At 57.9% G+C, this 19,952-nt stretch carries 17 protein-coding genes; 16 read left to right on the top strand and 1 reads right to left on the bottom strand.

What is annotated here, in order from left to right; translation table 11 throughout:
* Window positions 1-60: 60 nt before the first annotated feature.
* The gene (map, locus tag CPH57_RS16085) at window positions 61-855 is read right to left on the bottom strand and encodes a type I methionyl aminopeptidase (protein WP_028127527.1); all 795 of its coding nucleotides are present in this window, start codon (window positions 853-855) and stop codon (window positions 61-63) included.
* A gap of 345 nt (window positions 856-1,200) precedes the next feature.
* Between map and rpsB the strand changes: the two genes are divergently transcribed.
* The 16 genes from rpsB (at window position 1,201) to dnaE (ending at window position 19,941) form a co-directional block, all read left to right on the top strand.
* A complete protein-coding gene (rpsB, locus tag CPH57_RS16080) occupies window positions 1,201-1,926 on the top strand; it encodes a 30S ribosomal protein S2 (RefSeq protein WP_016929891.1) in 726 nt (241 codons plus the stop codon).
* A gap of 129 nt (window positions 1,927-2,055) precedes the next feature.
* Entirely contained in the window at window positions 2,056-2,907 is an 852-nt protein-coding gene (gene tsf, locus CPH57_RS16075) for a translation elongation factor Ts (protein WP_033644872.1), read from the top strand.
* Window positions 2,908-3,055: 148 nt separating this feature from the next.
* On the top strand, window positions 3,056-3,781 hold the full coding sequence (gene pyrH, locus CPH57_RS16070) for a UMP kinase (RefSeq protein WP_004931940.1): 726 nt from the start codon (window positions 3,056-3,058) through the stop codon (window positions 3,779-3,781).
* A gap of 119 nt (window positions 3,782-3,900) precedes the next feature.
* Window positions 3,901-4,458 (top strand): ribosome recycling factor, encoded by a 558-nt coding sequence (gene frr / locus CPH57_RS16065; protein ID WP_025160240.1) that lies wholly within the window; start codon window positions 3,901-3,903, stop codon window positions 4,456-4,458.
* A gap of 157 nt (window positions 4,459-4,615) precedes the next feature.
* Window positions 4,616-5,821 carry a 1-deoxy-D-xylulose-5-phosphate reductoisomerase gene (gene ispC / locus CPH57_RS16060; RefSeq protein WP_046687715.1) on the top strand — a complete coding sequence of 402 codons (1,206 nt, stop codon included), beginning with the start codon at window positions 4,616-4,618 and terminating at the stop codon, window positions 5,819-5,821.
* Between the two features lie 268 nt (window positions 5,822-6,089).
* Window positions 6,090-6,848, top strand: a complete 759-nt coding sequence (gene ispU / locus CPH57_RS16055; protein WP_033644874.1) for a (2E,6E)-farnesyl-diphosphate-specific ditrans,polycis-undecaprenyl-diphosphate synthase — start codon at window positions 6,090-6,092, stop codon at window positions 6,846-6,848.
* A gap of 9 nt (window positions 6,849-6,857) precedes the next feature.
* Window positions 6,858-7,700: a phosphatidate cytidylyltransferase gene (gene cdsA / locus CPH57_RS16050; RefSeq protein ID WP_033644875.1), complete on the top strand. Its 843-nt coding sequence runs from the start codon at window positions 6,858-6,860 to the stop codon at window positions 7,698-7,700.
* A 27-nt stretch (window positions 7,701-7,727) separates the two neighbouring features.
* Window positions 7,728-9,083, top strand: coding sequence for a sigma E protease regulator RseP (gene rseP, locus CPH57_RS16045; RefSeq protein ID WP_025304033.1), 1,356 nt, complete (start codon window positions 7,728-7,730; stop codon window positions 9,081-9,083).
* A gap of 35 nt (window positions 9,084-9,118) precedes the next feature.
* Window positions 9,119-11,545 carry an outer membrane protein assembly factor BamA gene (gene bamA, locus CPH57_RS16040; protein WP_096242555.1) on the top strand — a complete coding sequence of 809 codons (2,427 nt, stop codon included), beginning with the start codon at window positions 9,119-9,121 and terminating at the stop codon, window positions 11,543-11,545.
* 156 nt (window positions 11,546-11,701) lie between these two features.
* Window positions 11,702-12,199 carry a molecular chaperone Skp gene (gene skp, locus CPH57_RS16035; protein WP_004931958.1) on the top strand — a complete coding sequence of 166 codons (498 nt, stop codon included), beginning with the start codon at window positions 11,702-11,704 and terminating at the stop codon, window positions 12,197-12,199.
* 3 nt (window positions 12,200-12,202) lie between these two features.
* Window positions 12,203-13,225: a UDP-3-O-(3-hydroxymyristoyl)glucosamine N-acyltransferase gene (gene lpxD, locus CPH57_RS16030; RefSeq protein WP_025304030.1), complete on the top strand. Its 1,023-nt coding sequence runs from the start codon at window positions 12,203-12,205 to the stop codon at window positions 13,223-13,225.
* Window positions 13,226-13,385: 160 nt separating this feature from the next.
* Window positions 13,386-13,841 carry a 3-hydroxyacyl-ACP dehydratase FabZ gene (gene fabZ, locus CPH57_RS16025; RefSeq protein WP_004931962.1) on the top strand — a complete coding sequence of 152 codons (456 nt, stop codon included), beginning with the start codon at window positions 13,386-13,388 and terminating at the stop codon, window positions 13,839-13,841.
* A gap of 3 nt (window positions 13,842-13,844) precedes the next feature.
* Window positions 13,845-14,633 (top strand): acyl-ACP--UDP-N-acetylglucosamine O-acyltransferase, encoded by a 789-nt coding sequence (gene lpxA, locus CPH57_RS16020; RefSeq protein WP_033644878.1) that lies wholly within the window; start codon window positions 13,845-13,847, stop codon window positions 14,631-14,633.
* Window positions 14,634-14,636: 3 nt separating this feature from the next.
* On the top strand, window positions 14,637-15,785 hold the full coding sequence (gene lpxB / locus CPH57_RS16015; RefSeq protein WP_004931967.1) for a lipid-A-disaccharide synthase: 1,149 nt from the start codon (window positions 14,637-14,639) through the stop codon (window positions 15,783-15,785).
* Window positions 15,782-16,375, top strand: a complete 594-nt coding sequence (rnhB, locus tag CPH57_RS16010) for a ribonuclease HII (protein ID WP_033644879.1) — start codon at window positions 15,782-15,784, stop codon at window positions 16,373-16,375. Before lpxB ends, rnhB begins: the two co-directional genes overlap by 4 nt.
* Window positions 16,376-16,452: 77 nt before the next feature.
* On the top strand, window positions 16,453-19,941 hold the full coding sequence (dnaE, locus tag CPH57_RS16005) for a DNA polymerase III subunit alpha (RefSeq protein ID WP_033652500.1): 3,489 nt from the start codon (window positions 16,453-16,455) through the stop codon (window positions 19,939-19,941).
* The last annotated feature ends 11 nt before the right edge of the window (window positions 19,942-19,952 follow it).

Below are 19,952 nucleotides of genomic sequence, written 5' to 3'. Positions count from 1 at the left end.
TAAAAAAGGCCGGCATAAGCCGGCCTGGTGATATTCTGCACGCGGCGTTCGCCGCGGTGCTTACATCTCGTGCGTAATGATGTTGGGGATGGTGTCATCCTTGCGCAACGTCATTATCTCGCAGCCGTTATCAGTCACCACAATAGTATGCTCATACTGCGCCGACAAGCTGCGATCTTTGGTTTTTACCGTCCAGCCGTCTTTCATGGTGCGGATGCGGTAGTCGCCGGCGTTGACCATCGGTTCGATGGTGAAGGCCATGCCCGGCTGCAGCACCACGCCGCCGTCGTCCGCGTCATAGTGCAGCACCTGCGGCTCTTCGTGGAACACTTCGCCGATGCCGTGGCCGCAGTACTCGCGCACCACGGAGAACTTCTCGGCTTCGACGAATTGCTGGATAGCCTTGCCCAGGGTGCGCAGACGGATGCCCGGTTTGACCATCTTCAGCGCCAGATACAGGCTTTCCTGAGTAACGCGGCACAGGCGCTCGCCCAGAATGGTCGGTTTGCCGACGATGAACATCTTCGAGGTGTCGCCGTGGAAACCGTCTTTAATCACGGTCACGTCGATGTTGACGATGTCGCCGTCTTTCAGCGTTTTGTCGTCGCTCGGGATGCCGTGGCACACCACTTCGTTCACCGAAATGCACACGGATTTCGGGAAGCCGTGATAGCCGAGGCAGGCGGAAATGGCCTGCTGCTCGTTGGTGATGTACTCGTGACAGATACGGTCCAGCTCGCCGGTGGTCACGCCAGGTTTGACGTGCGGCTCGATGATCTCCAGCACTTCGGCGGCCAGGCGGCCGGCCACGCGCATTTTTTGGATGTCATCAGGTGTTTTAATTGAGATTGCCATGAAATTCGTCCGCAGGTGTCGTTATCGTCGACAATAAGAAGCAGTGACTTATGGTATCAGCCCGGCCGGGGGCTGCCAAATTTCATTTCCTGACGCCCGGCGAAACGCAACAAAAGTTGGTGTCGGCGGCGGGTTTATGGTATAAAGCGCGCCGGCGATCCGTGTCTTGGTTCTTGTGACCTGGCGGGAATGAGCCGAAAATACTTTAACTGCACTCATTTTGTGTAAATAACACACACGTATCGGCACATCCGCCGGGGTGCCCTGAGGTGACTTGTCGCCGCCAGGGTCGGCGTTATGGGATACGTGGAGGCATAACCCCAATTAATCTATAGAGGTTTAATCATGGCAACTGTTTCCATGCGCGACATGCTCAAGGCTGGTGTTCACTTTGGTCACCAGACCCGTTACTGGAACCCGAAAATGAAGCCTTTCATCTTCGGCGCTCGTAACAAGGTTCACATCATCAACCTGGAGCAGACTGTACCAATGTTCAACGCCGCTCTGGCTGAACTGAGCAAGATCTCTTCCCGTAAAGGCAAGATCCTGTTCGTTGGTACCAAACGCGCAGCAAGCGAAGCGGTAAAAGACGCTGCGAACAGCTGTGACCAGTTCTTCGTGAACCACCGCTGGTTGGGTGGCATGCTGACTAACTGGAAAACCGTTCGTCAGTCCATCAAGCGTTTGAAAGATCTGGAAATCCAGTCTCAAGACGGCACCCTGGACAAGCTGACCAAGAAAGAAGCGCTGATGCGCACTCGTGAACTGGCCAAGCTGGAAAACTCCCTGGGCGGTATCAAAGATATGGGCGGTCTGCCAGACGCACTGTTCGTTATCGATGCCGATCACGAGCACATCGCGATCAAAGAAGCCAACAACCTGGGTATCCCGGTATTCTCTATCGTTGATACCAACTCCAACCCAGACGGCGTTGACTTCATCATCCCTGGTAACGACGACGCAATCCGTGCAGTAAACCTGTACCTGACTGCTGTTGCTGCCGCTGTGCGTGAAGGTCGTTCTCAAGATCTGGCCGTTCAGGCGGAAGAAGGCTTCGTAGAAGCTGAATAATAAGGCAAGCTCGTCACTGAGCCCTTATTAACCAGGTATTGACATATGTTGGTTAGGGGGGCCTGTAAAGGCCCCCTTTGCTTATCTGAATGAGAACTGTCTCCACGCGAGATAACCGAGGAAAAATAAATGGCTGATATTACCGCTGCCCTGGTAAAAGAACTGCGCGAGCGTACCGGCGCTGGCATGATGGATTGCAAGAAGGCGCTGGTTGAATCCAACGGCGACATCGAACTGGCAATCGAAAACATGCGTAAGTCCGGTGCGATCAAAGCCGCTAAAAAAGCAGGCAACGTAGCTGCTGACGGCGTGATCAAAACCAAGATCGAAGGCAACTACGGCATCATTCTGGAAGTTAACTGCCAGACTGACTTCGTTGCGAAAGACGCCGGTTTCCAGGCGTTCGCCGACAAAGTGCTGGATGCCGCTATGGCCGGCAAAATCACTGACGTTGACGTGCTGAAAGCACAGTTCGAAGAAGAGCGCGTAGCGCTGGTGGCAAAAATCGGCGAAAACATCAACATTCGTCGCGTTGCTTCCCTGGAAGGCGACGTGCTGGGCAGCTACCTGCACGGCGCGCGCATCGGCGTTCTGGTTGCGGCTAAAGGCGCTGACGAAGAGCTGGTTAAGCAAATCGCAATGCACATTGCGGCGAGCAAGCCAGAGTTCGTGAAGCCAGAAGACGTGTCTGCTGAAGTGGTAGAAAAAGAGTACCAGGTTCAGCTGGACATCGCCATGCAGTCCGGCAAGCCGAAAGAAATCGCAGAGAAAATGGTTGAAGGCCGCATGAAGAAATTCACCGGCGAAGTTTCTCTGACCGGTCAGCCTTTCGTTATGGATCCGAGCAAATCCGTTGCTCAGGTGCTGAAAGAGCACAACGCTGACGTGACCAACTTCATTCGCTTCGAAGTGGGCGAAGGCATCGAGAAAGTCGAAACCGACTTCGCTGCTGAAGTTGCCGCGATGAGCAAACAGTCTTAATGACTGTCGATGGAACCGCCGTCTGGCGGTTCCATACTATCCAGCCAGAATTACACCGGTGGCAGGCCCTGCAGCGTGATGCTCACCTCAGGCGCGTTTCATCGGCTGAAATCCCCAATACTAATACTGCTTCTTAGGACAGAACACCATGGCAACCAATGCAAAACCCGTATATCAGCGTATTCTGCTTAAACTGAGTGGCGAAGCCCTGCAAGGTGCAGAAGGTTTTGGTATCGACGCCAGCGTTTTGGATCGCATGGCTCAGGAAGTGAAAGAGCTGGTCGAACTGGGAATTCAGGTCGGTGTAGTTATTGGCGGCGGGAACTTGTTCCGCGGCGCGGGGCTGGCGCAAGCTGGCATGAACCGCGTAGTGGGCGACCACATGGGAATGCTGGCTACCGTGATGAACGGCCTGGCTATGCGTGATGCACTGCACCGTGCCTATGTGAACGCCCGCCTGATGTCAGCGATCCCGCTGAACGGCGTATGTGATAATTACAGCTGGGCAGAGGCTATCAGCCTGCTGCGCAACAACCGCGTGGTGATCTTCTCCGCCGGTACCGGCAACCCGTTCTTTACCACCGATTCCGCTGCCTGCCTGCGCGGCATCGAGATCGAAGCGGACGTGGTGCTGAAAGCCACCAAAGTGGATGGCGTATACTCCGCCGATCCGGTGAAAAACCCGGATGCGACGCTGTATGAACAATTAACCTATCAGGACGTGCTGGAGCGCGAGCTGAAAGTGATGGATCTGGCGGCGTTTACGCTGGCCCGCGATCACGGTCTGCCGATCCGCGTGTTCAACATGAACAAGCCCGGTGCGCTGCGCCGCGTGGTGATGGGTGAGAACGAAGGTACGCTGATCAGCAAATAAGGCTGTTCACACCTCTTTTTCGGAGCGCGTGACGCCAGGCGCCGCGCGCTCTTCGAGTACGATTACGGGCTATACTTGAGTATCGCCTGCCAAGTAACCAGCTTCCAAGGGTTTGCAACGTGACTAATGAAATCAGAAAAGATGCTGATTCACGCATGGAAAAAAGCGTAGAAGCATTCAAAAACCAAATCAGCAAGATCCGTACCGGCCGCGCTTCTCCAAGCATTCTGGATGGCATCATGGTGGAATACTACGGCGCCGCTACGCCGCTGCGTCAGCTGGCCAACGTGACCGTGGAAGACTCCCGCACGCTGAAAATCAACGTATTCGACCGCAGCCTGAGCCAGGCCGTTGAGAAAGCGATCATGAGCTCTGATCTGGGCCTCAACCCGTCTTCCGCCGGTTCTGACATTCGCGTTCCGCTGCCTCCGCTGACCGAAGAACGTCGTAAGGATCTGATCAAGATCGTGCGCGGCGAAGCCGAGCAGGGCCGCGTAGCGGTGCGTAACGTGCGTCGCGACGCCAACGACAAGGTCAAGGCGCTGCTGAAAGATAAAGAGATCAGCGAAGACGAAGAGCGTCGTTCACAAGACGAGATTCAGAAAATGACCGACGCTTACATCAAGCTGGTCGACGCCGCGCTGGCGGAGAAAGAAAAAGAGCTGATGGAATTCTAATCAGCATCGCGCAGAAAAAAAGCGTCGCCTGGGCGGCGCTTTGTTTTTTGTGGCGCAGATCCCGTTTCATCGTACTGAAAGATCATGGACAAGCGGTGTCCAAGGTTCCACACTGGAGCACCTCCGATCTCATCAGACAGTTATTCAGAGTGAACTCATGAAGCAACTGACCATTCTTGGCTCGACCGGCTCGGTAGGGACCAGCACCCTGGCCGTGGTCAGGGCGAATCTCGACCGTTTTGCGATCAAAGCGCTGGTGGCCGGCCGCAACGTTGCGGTCATGGCGCAGCAATGCATGGAATTTCGGCCCGCGTTTGCCGCGATGGCGGATGAAAGCGCCGCGCGCGAGCTGCGCGCTATCCTGGCGGAGAACGGTGTCGCTACCGAAGTGTTGGCTGGGGAACAAGCGGCCTGTGAATTGGCCGCTTTGGATGACGTCGATCAAGTGACGGCGGCCATCGTCGGCGCCGCGGGGCTGTTGCCGACGCTGGCGGCGATCCGCGCGGGCAAGCAGGTGCTGCTGGCCAACAAAGAGTCGCTGGTCACCTGCGGCCGTCTGTTTATGGACGCGGTGCGGCAAAGCCAGGCGCAACTGCTGCCGCTCGACAGCGAGCACAACGCGATTTTTCAGAGTTTGCCTGAGAACATTCAGCGTCAGTTGGGATACTCTTCACTGGACAGTCATGGTGTTTCGCGCATCGTGCTTACCGGTTCCGGCGGCCCGTTCCGCACCACGCCGTTGGAACAGTTCGCCGCGATGACGCCGGATCAAGCCTGCGCCCACCCAAACTGGTCGATGGGCCGCAAGATCTCGGTGGATTCCGCCACCATGATGAACAAAGGTCTGGAATACATTGAGGCCCGCTGGCTGTTTAACGCCTCGGCCGAGCAAATGGAAGTGATCCTGCACCCGCAGTCGGTGATTCACTCGATGGTGCGCTATGCAGACGGCAGTGTGCTGGCGCAGTTGGGGACGCCGGATATGCGCACGCCAATCGCTCACGCGATGGCGTATCCGCAGCGTGTGAATTCCGGTGTGGAGGCGCTGGACTTCTGCCGTATCGGTTCGCTGACCTTCGCCGAACCGGAGCGTGAGCGTTATCCTTGCCTGTATTTGGCGATCGAAGCGTTTGATGCCGGCCAGGCGGCCACCACCGCGCTGAACGCGGCCAACGAAATCGCCGTGGCGGCATTTTTGCAGCAGCAGATTCGCTTTACCGATATCGCGGCGGTCAATCGCCAGGTGGTGGAACGTCTCGCGCTGCAGGAACCGACGAGCATCGAAGCGGTCTTAGACATTGACCGTCAGGCGCGCGCCGCCGCTGAGGAGCGGGTTCGCGCGTTGTGCGGCCGATCACGGTGATTATCCGATTTTGCTCGTAATTCGCGTGCGCCGCAGCGGGGCCGTTTGTTCATGCCCCGCTGAGGTGGTATAGTCTGCGCCACCTGTCAGCGGTTATACCGTTGAATTATGGCCCGATTGGCGCCTTGTGCGTCAATGGCGGCCCGGCTGCGCCGGGTGTCGCAAGGGCAGGCTGAAAGCCGTGTCGGGCACACGGCTTTTTTTGCGCGTAAGGGCCTGATGTTCCGGAAAGGCAGTTATATTTCTATTGAGGAAATAAGTACGAGTTATGTCGTCCGCAAACCAACAAGAGGCTAATCCATCTTCCCCGGGGCCGCGCCATGTCGCCATTATCATGGACGGTAACGGACGCTGGGCCAAACGTCAGGGCAAGTTACGTGTCTTCGGTCATAAAGCAGGGGTGAAATCGGTTCGCCGCGCGGTCAGTTTTGCCGCCAGCCACCATTTAGATGCGCTCACGCTTTATGCCTTCAGCAGCGAAAACTGGAACCGTCCGGTGCAGGAAGTCTCTGCCCTGATGGAGCTTTTTGTCCGCGCTTTGGATAGTGAAGTAAAAAGCCTGCATAAACATAACGTCAGGCTGCGAGTGATCGGCGATATCAGCCGATTCAGCGCGCGTTTGCAGGAGCGGATCCGCCGCTCTGAAGCTCTGACGGAAAATAACGATGGCCTGACGCTCAATATCGCTGCCAACTACGGCGGCCGTTGGGATATCATTCAGGGAGTAAGGGAACTGGCCGAACAGGTACGGGTAGGCGAGTTGCACCCGGATCAGATCAGCGAGGAATTATTGAACGAGCGGGTTTGCATGAGCGACCTGGCGCCGGTGGATCTGGTTATCCGCACCGGTGGCGAGCATCGCATCAGTAATTTCCTGCTGTGGCAAATCGCCTATGCTGAACTTTACTTTACTGATGTGCTCTGGCCTGATTTCGATGAACTTGTCTTTGAAGGTGCGCTGAATGCATTTGCACAACGTGAGCGCCGCTTCGGGGGAACAACACCTAACGGCGCCGATGCGTCCTAGGGAGAACTTTTGCTGAAGTATCGCCTCATAACTGCTCTGATTTTAATCCCGATCGTTATCGCGGCGCTGTTCCTGTTGCCGCCGTTGGCCTTTGCTCTGGTAACGCTCGTCGTGTGCATGTTAGCTGCCTGGGAGTGGGGCCAATTGGCCGGTTTTACCTCCCGTTCGCAGCGCATCTGGTTGGCGATACTGTGCGGTTTTCTGCTTGCGCTGATGATGCTCAGCGTCCCCGCTTACCATCAATCCGTGCCGCAGATAAGCGGCTCGCTGTGGCTGTCGTTGGCCTGGTGGCTGGCGGCGTTGCTGTTGGTGCTGTTCTATCCCGGCTCGGCCGCTATCTGGCGCAATTCGCGCCCGCTGCGCCTGCTGTTTGGCCTGCTGACCATCGTGCCGTTTTTCTGGGGCATGCTGGCGCTGCGCCAGTTCGGCTACGAGCAAAACCCGTTTACCGGCGCCTGGTGGCTGCTGTACGTGATGTTGCTGGTGTGGGGCGCAGATTCCGGTGCCTACATGTTCGGCAAGCTGTTCGGCAAGCATAAGCTGGCGCCGAAGGTCTCACCGGGCAAAACGTGGGAAGGTTTGATCGGCGGGTTGCTGACGTCGGCGGTGATCTCGTGGCTGTTCGGCCGCTACGCGCCGCTGAACGTGGTGCCGACCACGCTGCTGGCCTGTTCGGTGATCGCCGCGCTGGCTTCGGTGCTGGGCGATTTGACCGAAAGCATGTTCAAACGCGAAGCGGGCATCAAGGACAGCGGGCATTTGATTCCCGGTCATGGCGGCATACTGGATCGTATCGACAGCCTGACCGCGGCGGTGCCGGTGTTTGCCTGCCTGATGCTGTTGGTGTTTTAATCCGTCGATGACGGAAAGTGAGGGATGATGGTCAGCGTGCTTTGGAACCTGGTGGCGTTTCTGATTGCGCTCGGTATCTTGATTACCGTGCATGAGTTCGGACACTTTTGGGTTGCCCGTCGTTGCGGCGTGCGCGTTGAACGCTTCTCCATCGGCTTTGGCCGGGCGCTGTGGCGCCGAACCGATCGCCAGGGCACCGAGTACGTTATCGCTCTGATCCCGCTCGGCGGCTACGTGAAGATGCTGGACGAGCGCGTGGAGTCGGTGGCGCCGGAGATGCGCCACCAGGCCTTCAACAATAAAACCGTCTGGCAGCGCGCGGCCATCATCAGCGCCGGCCCCATCGCCAACTTCCTGTTTGCTATCCTTGCCTACTGGCTGGTGTTCATCATCGGCGTGCCGAGTTTCCGTCCGGTGATCGGCGAAATCGCGCCGCAATCGATCGCCGCCAAGGCTGAAATTTCGTCTGGCATGGAACTAAAGTCGGTTGACGGCATCGAAACGCCTGATTGGGAGTCAGTTCGTCTGGCGCTGGTGGCGAAGATTGGCGATGCGCAAACCGAAGTCGGCGTAGCGCCGTTCGGCTCTTCGCAGGTGGTGACCAAAACCCTGGACTTGCGCCAGTGGAACTTTGAACCGGACAAGCAGGATCCCGTTGTCGCGCTGGGGATTATGCCGCGCGGCCCGCAGATCGAATCCGTGTTGGCGGAAGTGCAGCCGAACTCGGCGGCGCAAAAGGCGGGTTTACAAGCGGGGGACAGGATCGTTAAAGTCGATGGTCAGCCGTTGGGTCGTTGGCAGACGCTGGTGAAGCGTATCCACGATGGCCCGGGGCAACCGCTGGCTTTGGAGATTGAAAGAAACGGCGCCCCCTTGTCTTTGACGCTGATACCGGATACAAAGCCGGTGGGAAAAGACAAATCGGTGGGGTTTGCAGGCATCATTCCAAAGGTGCTGCCGCTGCCGGAAGAGTATAAGACGATTCGCCAGTATGGACCGTTCCCGGCGCTGTATCAGGCCGGCGACAAGACCTGGCAGCTGATGCGGCTGACGGTCAACATGCTGGGCAAATTAATAACCGGTGATGTAAAGCTGAACAACCTGAGTGGCCCGATCTCGATTGCACAGGGAGCTGGGGCGTCAGCCGGAGTCGGATTCGTGTATTATCTGATGTTCCTGGCGTTGATTAGCGTCAACCTGGGGATCATCAACCTGTTCCCATTACCGGTGTTAGATGGTGGGCATCTCCTCTTCCTGGCGATAGAAAAGCTGAAGGGTGGGCCGGTTTCCGAGCGAGTACAGGACTACAGCTACCGCATAGGTTCGATCGTGTTGGTGTTGTTGATGGGTCTTGCACTTTTCAATGATTTTTCCCGCCTTTAGGGGCGGGGATAGGTTAGGAAGAACGCATAACAACGATGGCGATGAAAAAGTTGCTCATAGCGTCGCTGCTGTTTGGCAGCGCCACCGTATACGGTGCAGACGGGTTCGTAGTGAAAGACATTCATTTCGAAGGCCTGCAGCGAGTTGCCGTCGGTGCGGCGTTACTCAACATGCCGGTTCGCGTCGGCGATACCGTCACTGACGATGACATCAGTAATACCATTCGTGCCTTGTTTGCCACCGGCAACTTCGAGGACGTGCGCGTACTGCGCGATGGTAATACCTTGATCGTGCAGGTGAAGGAACGTCCTACCATCGCCAGCATCACTTTCTCCGGCAACAAGTCGGTGAAGGATGACATGCTCAAGCAAAACCTGGAAGCCTCCGGCGTCCGGGTGGGCGAGGCGCTCGACCGCACCACGATTTCCAGCATTGAAAAAGGGCTGGAAGACTTCTATTACAGCGTTGGTAAATACAGCGCCTCGGTGAAAGCCGTGGTCACGCCGTTGCCGCGCAACCGTGTCGACCTGAAGCTGGTGTTCACGGAAGGGGTCTCCGCCAAGATTCAACAAATCAACATCGTCGGCAACCACGCCTTCACCAACGACGAACTGATCTCGCGCTTCCAGCTGCGTGACGAAGTGCCGTGGTGGAACCTGGTCGGCGATCGCAAATACCAGAAGCAAAAACTGGCGGGCGATCTCGAAACCCTGCGCAGCTTCTATCTGGATCGCGGCTATGCCCGCTTTAACATCGATTCTACCCAGGTGAGCCTGACGCCGGATAAAAAAGGCATCTACATCACCATCAACATCACCGAAGGCGATCAGTACAAGCTTTCTGATGTTATCGTGAACGGCAACCTGGCCGGCCACTCGGCGGAAGTCGCTCAGATCACCAAAATCGAGCCGGGCGAGCTGTATAACGGCAGCAAAGTGACCAAAATGGAAGACAACATCAAAACGATGTTGGGCCGTTATGGTTACGCCTACCCGCGCGTCGGCACCCAGCCGGAGATCAATGACGCGGATAAAACCGTCAAACTGCACGTCAACGTTGACGCGGGCAACCGCTTCTACGTGCGTCGCATCAAGTTCGAAGGCAACGACACCAGCAAGGATTCCGTACTGCGTCGCGAAATGCGCCAGATGGAAGGCGCCTGGCTCGGCAACGAGCAGGTCGAGCAGGGCAAAGAGCGTCTGAACCGTCTGGGCTACTTCGAAACGGTTGACGTGGAAACCCAGCGTGTGCCGGGCACTGCCGATCAGGTCGACGTGACCTACAAGGTTAAAGAACGCAACACCGGTACCTTTAACTTCGGCGTCGGTTACGGCACCGAGAGCGGCGTCAGCTTCCAGGCCGGCGTGCAGCAGGATAACTGGTTGGGTACCGGCTACTCGGTCGGCATCAGCGGCACCAAGAACGATTACCAGACGTATACCGAATTCTCGGTCACCAACCCGTACTTCACAGTTGACGGTGTGAGCCTGGGCGGCCGCGTCTTCTACAACGACTTTAAAGCGGATAACGCGGATCTGTCCGACTACACCAACAAGAGTTACGGTGTTGACGGCACGCTGGGCTTCCCGATCAATGAAAACAACTCGTTGCGCACCGGCCTGGGCTATGTCCACAACGGCCTGTCGAACATGCAGCCGCAGATCGCCATGTGGCGTTACCTCGACTCGATGGGCGTGGATGCGAACAAGACCGACCGCGCCAGCTACTCGACGGACGACTTTACCCTGAACCTGGGCTGGACCTACAACAACCTGGACCGCGGCTACTTCCCGACTTCGGGTAACCGCACCACGTTGAACGGCAAGGTCACCATTCCGGGGTCGGACAACGAATACTACAAGGTGACGCTGGACAGCGTACAGTACGTGCCGATCAACGACGACCGCACCTGGGTGCTGTTGGGTCGCGGCCGTCTGGGTTACGCGGATGGGCTGGGCGGCAAGGAAATGCCGTTCTACGAGAACTTCTACGCCGGTGGTTCGAGCACCGTGCGTGGCTTCCAGTCCAACACCATTGGTCCGAAGGCGGTGTACTACAACTCCAATTCGTACCAGTGCCAGTTCAACGCCGGCAGCACCACCGATCGTCAGAGCATCTGTGGTTCGGATGACGCGGTGGGCGGTAACGCCATGGCGGTCGCCAGCCTGGAGCTGATCACCCCAACGCCGTTCATCAGCGAGAAATACGCCAACTCTGTGCGCACGTCGCTGTTCATCGATGCGGGTACCGTGTGGGATACCAAGTGGAAGAATACCAACGATACGCTGATGTACGGCGTGCCGGACTACAGCAAGGCCAGCAATATTCGTTCTTCCGCCGGTATCGCGCTGCAGTGGATGTCGCCATTGGGGCCATTGGTGTTCTCTTACGCCAACCCGATCAAGAAATACGAAGGCGACAAGTCCGAACAGTTCCAGTTTAACATCGGTAAGACCTGGTAACGGGTCTCGCCTCTGGGCATAACAGTTATTAAGAATCGCAATGGCCAGGCGCCCGCCGGCAGAGGGAGATGATTCTCATTGTTTGGTGGGACAAGTCTGGCAAATTGTGTACTTCAGTGTCATATGACACAAATGGGTGATGGTAAGGAGTTTATAGTGAAAAAGTGGTTGTGTGCCGCAGGCCTCGGTTTAGCAATGGCTGCTTCAGCTGGCGTTCAGGCAGCAGATAAGATCGCTGTCGTTAACGTCTCCAGCATTTTCCAACAGCTGCCGGCCCGCGAAGCGGTCGCTAAACAGCTGGAAAACGAGTTTAAAGGCCGTGCAAGCGAACTCCAGAACATGGAACGTAGCCTGCAGACCAAAATGCAACGTCTGCAGCGTGACGGCGCTACCATGAAAGCCAGCGACCGCAGCAAGTTGGAAAAAGACGTGATGGCGCAGCGCGAGCAGTTCTCTCAGAAAGCCCAGGCTTTCGAGCAGGACAACCGTCGTCGCCAGATGGAAGAGCGTAACAAGATCCTGAGCCGCATTCAGGACGCGGTGAAATCTGTCGCGAGCAAAGGCGGTTATGACGTGGTGATCGACGCCAACGCCGTTGCCTATGCAGACTCTTCCAAAGATATCACTGCTGACGTGCTGAAACAGGTTAAATAACACATGCTTTCAATTCGACTGGCTGATTTAGCGCAGCAGTTGGATGCACAATTGCACGGTGATGGCGATCTCGTCATCACCGGCATTGCTTCTATGCATTCGGCACAGCCTGGCCAAATCACGTTTTTGTCAAACAGCCGCTATCAAGAGCAGCTGTCTTCCTGCCAGGCAAGCGCCGTGGTGCTTACCGAAGCGGATTTACCACACTGCCGTGCTGCGGCGCTGGTGGTTAAGAACCCTTACCTGACCTATGCGCGCATGGCGCAGCTGATGGACACCACGCCGTCGCCGGCTCAGGATATCGCGCCAAGCGCGGTGATCTCGCCTGAAGCGCAGCTGGGGCAGAACGTCGCCATTGGGGCGAACGCGGTGATCGAGTCGGGTGCGGTGCTTGGCGATAACGTGGTTATCGGCCCGGGCTGCTTCATCGGCAAACACGCACGCATCGGCGCGGGAACGCGTCTGTGGGCGAACGTAACGATTTATCATGCGGTCGAAATCGGCCAGCGCTGCCTGATTCAGTCGGGCACCGTGATCGGCGCAGACGGTTTCGGCTATGCGAATGAGCGCGGCGAGTGGATCAAGATCCCTCAGTTGGGCACGGTGATTATCGGCGATCGCGTCGAAATCGGCGCTTGCACCACCATTGACCGCGGCGCTTTGGATAACACCCAAATCGGGAATGGTGTTATCATCGACAACCAATGCCAGATTGCACATAACGTCGTGATTGGCGACAATACCGCCGTCGCCGGCGGTGTGATCATGGCCGGCAGCCTGAAAATCGGCCGCTACTGCCAGATTGGCGGCGCCAGCGTGATCAACGGTCACATGGAAATTGCCGACAAGGTTGTTGTTACCGGAATGGGAATGGTTATGCGACCAATCACCGAACCTGGGGTATACTCTTCGGGCATTCCGTTGCAGCCTAACAAGGTTTGGCGTAAAACCGCTGCGTTGGTAATGAATATCGATGAGATCAGCAAGCGCTTGAAAGCTGTCGAACGTAAAGTCGGAAAAGACTAGTCATTGCCGCCCGCTCTCGCGGGTACAAAACGAAACGCGTTGGTCGTGAGACCAAAAGCGCAAAGAGATGTTAATTTGCGGCCTGCATGATGATCTCCTTTTGGGGTCAGCGCAGGCCGTGTTGTTGATGCCATCAGTTTTTAGAGACAGGAAGAGTATTTTGACTACTGACACTCATACTCTGGATATTGCAGAAATTTTGGATCTGCTTCCTCACCGTTACCCGTTCTTGCTGGTCGACCGCGTCCTCGAGTTTGAAGAGCACAAATATCTGCGTGCGGTGAAGAACGTATCGGTGAATGAACCGTTTTTCCAGGGCCACTTCCCTGGCAAACCGATTTTCCCAGGCGTATTGATTCTGGAAGCCATGGCGCAGGCCACCGGCATCCTGGCGTTTAAAAGCGTCGGCAAACTGGAACCGGGCGAGCTGTATTACTTCGCTGGTATCGATGAAGCTCGCTTCAAGCGCCCTGTGGTGCCAGGCGATCAGATGGTCATGGAAGTCACCTTCGAGAAAACTCGCCGCGGTCTGACTCGCTTCAAAGGCGTGGCGACCGTTGACGGTAAAATTGTCTGCGAAGCAACCATGATGTGTGCCCGCAGCCGGGAGGCTTAATCCGTGATTGACCAAACCGCCTTTATCCATCCTAGCGCGATAGTCGAAGAAGGCGCCGTGATTGGCGCCGGCGTGCATATCGGCCCTTTCTGCTACGTCGGCTCCCAGGTGGAAATCGGCGCCGGCACGGTGCTGAAATCCCACGTGGTGGTGAACGGCATTACCAAGATTGGCCGCGATAACCAGATTTATCAGTTCGCCTCTATCGGCGAAGTGAATCAGGATCTGAAATACGCGGGCGAGCCGACGCGTGTGGAAGTGGGCGATCGCAATCGCATCCGCGAAAGCGTCACCATCCACCGCGGCACCGCGCAGGGCACCGGCCTGACCAAAGTGGGCAACGATAACCTGCTGATGGTCAACGTGCATGTCGCCCACGACTGCGTAGTTGGCAACGCTTGCGTGCTGGCCAACAACGCCACGCTGGCGGGGCATGTGGAAATCGACGATCACGCCATCATCGGCGGCATGACGGCGATCCATCAGTTCTGCATTATCGGCGCGCATGTGATGGTAGGCGGTTGTTCCGGTGTCGCTCAGGATGTGCCTCCGTTCGTCATCGCTCAGGGCAACCACGCTACGCCGTTCGGCGTCAACGCGGTCGGCCTCAAGCGCCGCGGTTTTGACAAGGATGAAATGCAGGCGATCCGCAACGCCTACAAAATCCTGTATCGCAGCGAAAAAACGCTGGATGAAGCGAAAGCGGAAATCGAAGCCCTGGCCAAAGAGCAGCCGGTGGTGCAGCAGTACCTCGATTTCTTCACCCGTTCTACCCGTGGCATCATTCGCTGAGTTATGTCGAATCGTCCATTGACTATCGGATTGGTCGCCGGAGAAACCTCCGGTGACATTCTCGGCGCCGGTTTGATCCGTGCGCTCAAAGCGCAGATCCCTGACGCGCGTTTCGTTGGCGTCGCCGGCCCGCTGATGCAGGCCGAAGGGTGCGAAGCCTGGTACGAAATGGAAGAGCTGGCGGTAATGGGCGTGGTGGAAGTGCTCGAGCGCTTGCCACGCCTGTTGAAGATCCGCAAGGATCTTACCCGCCGCTTCGGTGAGCTGCGGCCGGACGTGTTTGTCGGCATCGACGCGCCGGACTTCAACATCACGCTGGAAGGCCGCCTCAAGCAGCGCGGCATTCGCACCATCCACTATGTCAGCCCTTCAGTGTGGGCCTGGCGACAAAAGCGCGTTTTCAAAATAGGCAAAGCCACCGATTTGGTGCTGGCCTTTCTCCCTTTCGAAAAAGCGTTTTACGATCGTTTCAACGTCCCCTGCCGGTTTATCGGTCACACCATGGCGGACGCCATGCCGCTGCAGCCCGATCGGTTGGCGGCGCGCGCTCAGCTTGGCATCGCTCCGCAGGCGCGCTGTTTGGCCTTGTTGCCGGGCAGCCGCGGCGCCGAAGTCGAGATGCTGAGCGCCGACTTCCTCAAAACCGCGCAGCTGCTGCGCACGCGTTATCCCGAGCTGGAAGTGGTGGTGCCGCTGGTCAACGCCAAACGGCGTGAGCAGTTTGAGCGCATCAAGGCCGAAGTGGCGCCGGATCTGACCGTACACCTGCTGAATGGGCAGGGGCGTGAAGCGATGATCGCCAGCGACGCGGCGCTGCTGGCATCCGGCACGGCGGCGCTGGAATGCATGCTGGCCAAGTGCCCGATGGTCGTGGGCTATCGCATGAAGCCGTTCACTTTCTGGTTGGCGCAGAAGCTGGTGAAAACGCCTTATGTCTCGCTGCCGAATCTGCTGGCGGGGCGGGAGATCGTCACCGAACTGCTGCAGCATGACTGCGTCCCGGACAAACTGGCCGCCGCCGTGATGCCGCTGCTGGAAGAGAGCCCGGAAACCGACGCGTTGAAACAGACTTTCCTTACCTTGCACCAAAGCATCCGTTGCGGTGCGGACGAACAGGCCGCTCAGGCTGTGTTGGAGCTGGCGAAAGCATGATTGAACCCTTTATCTATCCCGCTGCCACGCTGATTGCCGGTGTGGACGAAGTGGGCCGCGGCCCGTTGGTCGGCGCGGTGGTCACCGCCGCCGTGATCCTCGATCCGGCGCGGCCGATCGTCGGACTGGCGGACTCCAAAAAGCTCAGTGAAAAACGCCGGCTGGCGCTGTATGACGAAATCGTCGCCAAAGCGCTCTCCTGGAGCCTGGGGCGCGCCGAACCGGCGGAAATCGACCAGCTGAACATTTTGCACGCCACCATGTTGGCGATGCAGCGCGCGGTGGCCGGGTTGCATATCGCGCCGGACATGGTTTTAATCGACGGTAACCGTTGCCCGAGCTTGCCGATGCGTTCGCAGGCGGTGGTGAAGGGCGACAGCCGCGTGGCGGAGATCAGCGCGGCGTCCATTCTGGCGAAGGTCACGCGCGATCGCGAAATGGCCGAGCTGGACAGCGAGTTCCCGGACTACGGTTTCGCGCAGCATAAAGGCTACCCGACCGCCTTCCACCTGGAGCGGCTGGCCGCGCTGGGCGCCACCGAGCATCATCGCCGCAGCTTCGCGCCGGTGAAAAGGGCGCTCGCGCTGTAGCCTGCGAGCCTGACCGGCTCGACGATAGCATTAACCCGGGCTCAGCACGCTGAGCCCCTTCAATCAGGTATCTGGAGATGGCCGAACCTCGTTTTATTCACCTGCGCGTCCACAGTGACTACTCCATGATTGATGGATTGGCCAAGACGGCGCCGCTGGTGAAAAGAGCCGCCGCGTTAGCCATGCCTGCTCTGGCAATCACCGATTTCACCAACCTGTGCGGGCTGGTGAAGTTCTACGGCAGCGCGCACGGCGCCGGGATCAAACCGATCATCGGCGCGGATTTCCATGTGCAAAGCGAAGTCTTGGGCGACGAACTCGCTCAGCTGACGGTGCTGGCCAGCAACAACGAAGGCTACCAGAACCTGACGCTGCTGATTTCCCGCGCCTATCAGCGCGGCTACGGCGCCGCCGGCCCGATCATCGATCGCGACTGGCTGATTGAACATCGCGAAGGGCTGATCCTGCTTTCCGGCGCGCGTCAGGGCGACGTCGGCAAGTTCCTGCTGCGCGGCAACCAGGCGCAGGTGGATCAGTGTCTGGATTTCTACCAGCAATATTTCCCCGACTGCTACTACCTGGAGTTGATCCGCACCGGCCGCCCGGACGAAGAGAACTATCTGCATGCGGCGGTGGCGCTGGCCACCGAGCGCGGTTTGCCGGTGGTGGCCACCAACGACGTGCGTTTCCTGGTGGAAGATGACTTCGACGCCCATGAGATCCGCGTCGCCATCCACGACGGCTTTACGCTGGACGATCCCAAGCGGCCGCGCAACTACAGCCCGCAACAATACATGCGCAGCGAAGACGAGATGTGCGAGCTGTTCGCCGACATCCCGGAAGCGCTGCTGAACAGCGTCGAAATCGCCAAACGCTGTAACGTCACCATTCGCCTCGGCGAGTACTTCCTGCCGCAGTTCCCGACCGGCGATATGAGTACCGAGGACTTCCTGGTACTCAAATCGAAAGAGGGGCTGGAAGAGCGCCTCGAGTTCCTGTTCCCCGATCCTGAAGTGCGCGCGCAGCGCCGCCCGGAATACGACGAGCGTCTGGACGTCGAGCTGAAAGTGATCAACCAGATGGGGTTCCCCGGCTACTTCCTGATCGTGATGGAATTTATCCAGTGGTCGAAGGACAACAACGTGCCGGTGGGCCCAGGGCGAGGCTCCGGCGCCGGTTCGCTGGTGGCCTATGCGTTGAAAATCACCGACCTCGATCCGCTGGAATTCGACCTGCTGTTCGAACGCTTCCTGAACCCGGAACGTGTCTCGATGCCCGACTTCGACGTCGACTTCTGCATGGAGAAACGTGACCAGGTAATCGAGCACGTGGCGGAGATGTACGGCCGCGAAGCGGTATCGCAGATCATCACCTTCGGCACCATGGCGGCGAAAGCGGTTATCCGCGACGTAGGCCGCGTGTTGGGGCACCCGTACGGGTTCGTCGATCGCATCTCCAAACTGGTGCCGCCGGATCCGGGCATGACGCTGGAGAAAGCCTTCGCCGCCGAACCGCAGCTGCCGGAGATTTACGAGGCCGACGAAGAGGTCAAAGCGCTGATTGACATGGCCCGCAAGCTGGAAGGGGTGACGCGCAACGCCGGTAAACACGCCGGTGGCGTGGTGATCGCGCCGACCAAGATCACCGACTTCGCGCCGCTGTACTGCGATGCCGAAGGGAACCACCCGGTGACCCAGTTCGACAAGAACGACGTGGAATACGCCGGGCTGGTGAAGTTCGACTTCCTCGGTCTGCGCACCCTGACCATCATCGACTGGGCGCTGGAGATGATCAACGCCCGGCGCGCCAAGACCGGGCTGGAACCGATCGACATCGCCGCCATCCCGCTCGACGACAAGAAAAGCTTCGACATGCTGCAGCGTTCGGAAACCACGGCGGTGTTCCAGCTTGAATCGCGCGGCATGAAAGATTTGATCAAACGTCTGAAGCCCGACTGCTTCGAAGACATGATCGCACTGGTGGCGCTGTTCCGTCCGGGGCCGCTGCAGTCGGGCATGGTGGATAACTTCATCGACCGCAAACATGGCCGCGAAGAGATCTCCTACCCGGACATTCAGTGGCAGCATGAGTCGCTCAAGCCGGTGCTGGAGCCGACCTACGGCATCATCCTGTATCAGGAACAGGTGATGCAGATTGCCCAGGTGCTGGCCGGCTATACGCTGGGCGGCGCGGACATGCTGCGCCGTGCGATGGGTAAAAAGAACCCGGTCGAAATGGCCAAGCAGCGCGGCGGCTTTGAAGACGGCGCCAAAGCGCGAGGCATCGACGGCGAACTGTCGGTGAAAATCTTCGACCTGGTGGAGAAATTCGCCGGTTATGGCTTCAACAAATCGCACTCCGCCGCCTACGCGCTGGTGTCGTACCAGACGCTGTGGCTGAAGGCGCACTATCCGGCCGAGTTTATGGCGGCGGTGATGACCGCCGATATGGACAACACCGACAAAGTGGTGGGTCTGGTGGACGAATGCTGGCGCATGGGGCTGAAGATCCTGCCGCCGGACATCAACAGCGGCCTGTATCACTTCCACGTCAACGACGACGGCGAGATCGTTTACGGCATCGGCGCCATCAAGGGCGTGGGGGAAGGGCCGATCGAAGCCATTATCGAAGCGCGCAACAGCGGCGAGCAAGGTTATTTCAAAGACCTGTTCGATCTCTGCGCGCGCTCCGACATCAAGAAACTGAACCGCCGCATTCTGGAAAAACTGATCATGTCCGGGGCGTTCGATCGCCTTGGGCCACACCGCGCCGCGCTGATGAATTCGCTCGGCGACGCGTTGAAAGCGGCGGATCAGCATGCGAAAGCCGAAGCTATCGGCCAGGTGGACATGTTTGGCGTGCTGGCGGAAGCGCCGGAGCAGGTGGAGCAATCCTACGCCAACATCGCGCCCTGGCCGGAGCAGGTGGTGTTGGACGGTGAACGGGAAACGCTGGGGCTGTACCTGACCGGCCACCCGATCACCCAATACCTCAAGGAGATCGAACGTTACGCCGGTGGCCAGCGTTTGAAAGACATGCACCCGACGGATCGGGGCAAAATGACCACCGCCGTCGGGTTGGTGGTCGCCGCGCGGGTGATGGTGACCAAGCGCGGCAACCGCATTGGCATCTGTACGCTGGATGACCGTTCGGGCCGTCTGGAAGTGATGCTATTCACCGAAGCGTTAGAAAAATACCAGCATTTGTTGGAAAAAGACCGTATCCTTATCGCCAGTGGACAGGTCAGCTTTGATGACTTTAGCGGCGGGCTTAAAATGATGGCCCGCGAGGTAATGGACATCAGTGAAGCCCGGGAAAAATACGCTCGCGGGCTTGCTATCTCGCTGACTGACAGGCAAATTGATGACCAGCTTTTGAACCGTCTCCGTCAGTCGTTGGAACCCCATCGCTCGGGGACGATTCCAGTGCATCTCTACTATCAACGGGAAGATGCGCGAGCCAAGCTGCGTTTTGGCGCAACCTGGCGCGTGACGCCCACCGACCGCTTGTTGATAGACTTGCGGACGTTGGTAGGCAATGAGCAGGTGGACTTGGAATTTGACTAAAATAGGAATGC

Source organism: Serratia sp. JKS000199 (assembly GCF_900215455.1).
In the GTDB taxonomy this organism is placed as follows: domain Bacteria; phylum Pseudomonadota; class Gammaproteobacteria; order Enterobacterales; family Enterobacteriaceae; genus Serratia; species Serratia ureilytica.
The sequence above is the reverse complement of the archived record's forward strand: the minus strand, read 5'-3'. Positions and strand labels throughout refer to the sequence as shown.